The organism is Fluviicola sp. (assembly GCF_030151805.1).
Taxonomy (GTDB): domain Bacteria; phylum Bacteroidota; class Bacteroidia; order Flavobacteriales_D; family Crocinitomicaceae; genus Fluviicola.
The window spans coordinates 1-3,265 of sequence record NZ_JASLCN010000432.1; the positions used below are offsets into that span (position 1 = coordinate 1).

The following is a 3,265-nucleotide window of genomic DNA, read 5'->3' on the forward strand; positions in this document are numbered from 1 at the left end:
TAATAAATCGTTCCGCAATTTTGCTGTGAACGGGTATGAACCGTTTGAATACAATCTCCGCCGCGGGCACCTTTTTTGATTTCTTCAATCGTATCTAACGGAAAATGCGATGCCAGCCATTCTTCGATTGCCAGTTCCTGCACTTCGCCCTGCAATTGCATGGAACCCTGCTCTTGCTTGCGTTTCATTTCTTCGGTGAGTCGTTTCTGATCTTCCAGCTGTTTGAGCAATTCCTTCATGCGGAGTTCATTCCGCTCCTCCTCTGTTTTCCGGATTTTCGCTTTCTCTTCTTCCAGCTGAAGACTCAGTTTCTTTTGGGATTCTGCTTCAACTGCTTCTTTCAACTCTTCCTTTTCGCGCTTCAGTTTCTCAATTTCGGCCTTACTCCTGTTCAACTCTTTGATTTGCTCGGATTTTTCGTTCAATTCCTTCTGAAGCAAAGCAAATTGTTCGTCTTGTTCCTGCAGGAGTTTCGTTTTCAGTTTTTCTTCCAAAGACCGGCGTTCTTCTTTGAGTTTCTGTTCGAAACGTTCCTGGAAAAGCTCGTTTTCCCGTCGTTTTTTCTCTTCGAATTCTTCTTTTTCGCGCAGTAAAACTTCTTGTTTTTTTGCAAATTCATCGCGGGCTTCATTCAATTGACCTTGATATTGAAGCTTGATTTGTTCTTCCAGTTGATGTGCCAAAATGTCGTTAACATCAATTGGAGTGCCGCAATTCGGGCAATGAATTTGATTCATGGGAATTTTATTTAACCCGAAAATACAAAATAAGCTTAAAACTTCCCTTTCACCCGTCCAAATCATTTTTTTTACACCTTGTTTCGGTTAACTTTAAGATATAATCCACAATTCTTCACACATGACTGTTTCTGGCACATCGGTAAAACTCACTTTCCTGGGAGGCGCCGGAACCGTAACCGGTTCTAAAACATTGGTTGAAATCAATGGAAAACGACTATTAATTGATTGCGGTTTGTTTCAGGGAATCAAAGAACTGCGGCTTTTAAACTGGAATGATTTTCCGGTCAATCCAGCAAGTATTGATGCTATAGTACTGACACATGCGCATTTGGATCATTGCGGATACATTCCTTTACTGGTCAAAAAAGGATTCAAAGGCCCGATTCATTGCACACACCCGACGTTGGATTTGACAGAAATCATTTTGAAAGACAGTGCTAAAATTCAGGAAGAAGATGCGGAGCGCGCCAATAAAAACAACTATTCCAGGCATGAACATGCAGAACCTTTGTATACGGTTAAAGATGTGTTGAATTGCCTGCCGCACTTTGTCGGGCATAATCTCAATGAATGGATAATCATCAATGAATATTTTAAGTTCGAATTTCTGAACAGCGGACACATTTTGGGCGGAGCTTTTGTCAACGCCAAAGCAGCCGGAAAAACAATCGTCTTTTCAGGAGATATCGGACGCTCAAACCCGATGCTGCTTTATCCTCCCAAACACATCAAGGAAGCGGATTACCTGGTTCTGGAATCGACTTACGGAGATCGTTTACATCAATCCGAAAATGTCAAAAAAGAATTGAAAGAGATTATTCACCGGACGATCAAACGTGGCGGAATTCTGATGATTCCAAGTTTTGCAGTAGAACGAACCCAGGAGATTTTATACCTGATTTATCAGCTCCGGGAAGAAGAACAATTGCCCAAATGCAAGGTTTTCCTGGATTCTCCGATGGGAATCAATGCAACAAACACCTACAAACGCTACCCGGATTGGCAACAAATTTCCAATTACGAGTTGGATCAGATGTTTAACGAGGTTTATTTTATCAACGACATAGAACAATCCAAATTATTGGTTGCAGACAAACAACCGAAAATTGTACTTGCGGGAAGCGGAATGATTGAGGGCGGGCGCATTTTACATTACCTGAATTCACACATCGACAATCCGAATGATACGCTATTGATGGTTGGCTACCAGGGAGAAGGAACCCGGGGAAGGGCGATTTTGAACGGCTCGCCGGAAATCAAGTTTTTCGGGGAATACCGCAAAGTAAATTGCGAGGTTCAGCACATTGATTCACTTTCAGCTCATGCAGATTATTCGGAAATGATCGAATGGCTGAAAGGATTCCGGAACAAACCCAAAAAGGTGATTCTAAATCACGGCGAAGCCCATCAAACGGATGCTTTTCGCGCCAAAATAGAACATGAATTGAAACTGGAAGTCTTCATTCCGAAAATGATGGAATCCATTCTTCTTGAATAAAACAAAAATGTGGCTGTTAAGGTGACTGAGCGGAGTCAAAGTCCCGTCTCAGCCACATGTCATTATTCTAGATTTTCGAATCAATCAGTTCGCTGGATTCCTTCACTTTCATGCGGGCATTACACGCCGGACAAATTTCCACACGTTCAGTCGCAAGTGGAATCGGAATCACATACAAAAGGATTAAACGCTTCTTTTCAGTTGCAATATCTTTTTGATTTTCAGCTTTACAAACCCTGCATTTCGTCTTCGAAGATTCGGTGATCACTGAAGCGGTTTTGTACTTAACGGACCACATTATTGTCCGTAATACGTTCTGAACTGCTTGCTGTTTCCTTTTCCATTTACCGTTACCGAGCTCCATGCCCCTGTTCCGCCTTTTCCAAGACGAAGCGAATGTTTCCCTAAGAATCCTTTAAACTTAAACGAAGGCCATTCCGGAATAAAATGAACGTATTTCTCATCTTCCTGTAGCAATGCTTTCAATGATTCTTCCAAATCTTCTACAGAATTGGAGTTATCTATCAATTTCTTTACCCCTTCCGGGATACTGATTCCCTGAAAATACGAGTGGTTTTTGATGGTATCCAAAATAACAAACAACCCGATTGTTTTGGTCGGAATCAAAAACACGTAGTTCTTCGTTCCAACGACAGTTGCGTTTACTATTTTCATCGGTTGTTTTGAATTCATTACTCCTGAATCCTCATAAAACACATAATCTTTATCTTTTACCAGCATAGCTCGTTTTTATTTCAAAAATAGACAAATTAACGGGTCAATTAAATTAATTTACAAATCCGCCTACAAAAGATTGGCATTCGCTTCCACTCAATTCAAATTCGCTATTTTTACCGAAAATCCGCACAATGACAGCCATTATTGAAGAGAAGCATATTCATTTTTTCAAGCAGTTACTGAACGACCGCATCCAGGTTGGAGCAGCGATTGATGCACATTATGCTTCCGATCACACGGAAGATTTTGTGTTTTATCCTTCCGCGGTACTAAAGCCTGAAACCGTGGA

The 3,265-nt window shown here is 41.2% G+C and carries 4 protein-coding genes; 1 reads left to right on the forward strand and 3 read right to left on the reverse strand.

Features of this window, described 5'->3' with window-relative positions:
* On the reverse strand, positions 1-737 hold a 737-nt coding region (locus tag Q1V93_RS16450), incomplete at its 3' end, for a DUF2130 domain-containing protein (protein WP_300666158.1).
* A 121-nt stretch (positions 738-858) separates the two neighbouring features.
* On the opposite strand from Q1V93_RS16450, the gene Q1V93_RS16455 reads away from it, so the two are divergent.
* Positions 859-2,238 carry an MBL fold metallo-hydrolase gene (locus Q1V93_RS16455; RefSeq protein WP_300666160.1) on the forward strand — a complete coding sequence of 460 codons (1,380 nt, stop codon included), beginning with the start codon at positions 859-861 and terminating at the stop codon, positions 2,236-2,238.
* A gap of 67 nt (positions 2,239-2,305) precedes the next feature.
* On the opposite strand, the gene Q1V93_RS16460 is transcribed toward Q1V93_RS16455, so the two are convergent.
* Positions 2,306-2,536, reverse strand: coding sequence for a hypothetical protein (locus tag Q1V93_RS16460; protein WP_300666161.1), 231 nt, complete (start codon positions 2,534-2,536; stop codon positions 2,306-2,308).
* The gene (locus tag Q1V93_RS16465) at positions 2,536-2,979 is read right to left on the reverse strand and encodes a hypothetical protein (RefSeq protein ID WP_300666163.1); all 444 of its coding nucleotides are present in this window, start codon (positions 2,977-2,979) and stop codon (positions 2,536-2,538) included. Before Q1V93_RS16465 ends, Q1V93_RS16460 begins: the two co-directional genes overlap by 1 nt.
* Positions 2,980-3,265 lie beyond the last annotated feature (286 nt).

What these genes read in the sequence shown, in the direction of transcription:
- Q1V93_RS16460 (WP_300666161.1), bottom strand. Translation starts at nt 2,536, where the DNA reads ATGTGGTCCGTTAAGTACAAAACCGCTTCAGTGATCACCGAATCTTCG.
- Q1V93_RS16455 (WP_300666160.1), top strand. Translation starts at nt 859, where the DNA reads ATGACTGTTTCTGGCACATCGGTAAAACTCACTTTCCTGGGAGGCGCC.
- Q1V93_RS16465 (WP_300666163.1), bottom strand. Translation starts at nt 2,979, where the DNA reads ATGCTGGTAAAAGATAAAGATTATGTGTTTTATGAGGATTCAGGAGTA.